The organism is Citrobacter sp. TBCS-14 (assembly GCF_005280805.1).
Taxonomy (GTDB): Bacteria; Pseudomonadota; Gammaproteobacteria; order Enterobacterales; family Enterobacteriaceae; genus Citrobacter; species Citrobacter gillenii.
This window is the reverse complement of the sequence record NZ_SZWM01001226.1, coordinates 1-257: the sequence shown is the minus strand read 5'-3', so window position 1 is coordinate 257 and position 257 is coordinate 1. Positions and strand designations below refer to the sequence as shown.

Annotated in this window: 1 protein-coding gene; it reads left to right on the top strand. The window is 52.5% G+C overall.

Annotated elements, in window-relative coordinates; all coding sequences use genetic code 11:
- Positions 1-257 (top strand): hypothetical protein (locus FDX22_RS26375; protein WP_146718014.1); only part of this gene is annotated, 257 nt, incomplete at both ends.

Here is a 257-nt window from a genome sequence, read left to right as displayed (position 1 = left end):
CAACGCAACAGGCAACGTACTGAATACGGGCAACATCGTCATCAATGGTAATGGGGATGCGGGGAACAACAAGAACTACGGCATCTCCGTGCGTGACAGCGGCACGGAAAATAATCAGGAAATCCGCAACGACGGCAAGATTAACGTCAACGGCACGAATAACGTGGGGATCCACGTCAGCGCCAATAACAAAAATGCCGAAGTAACCACCAGTGCCACAGGCTCTATTATCGTGGGCGGTACGGGTGGCATCAACG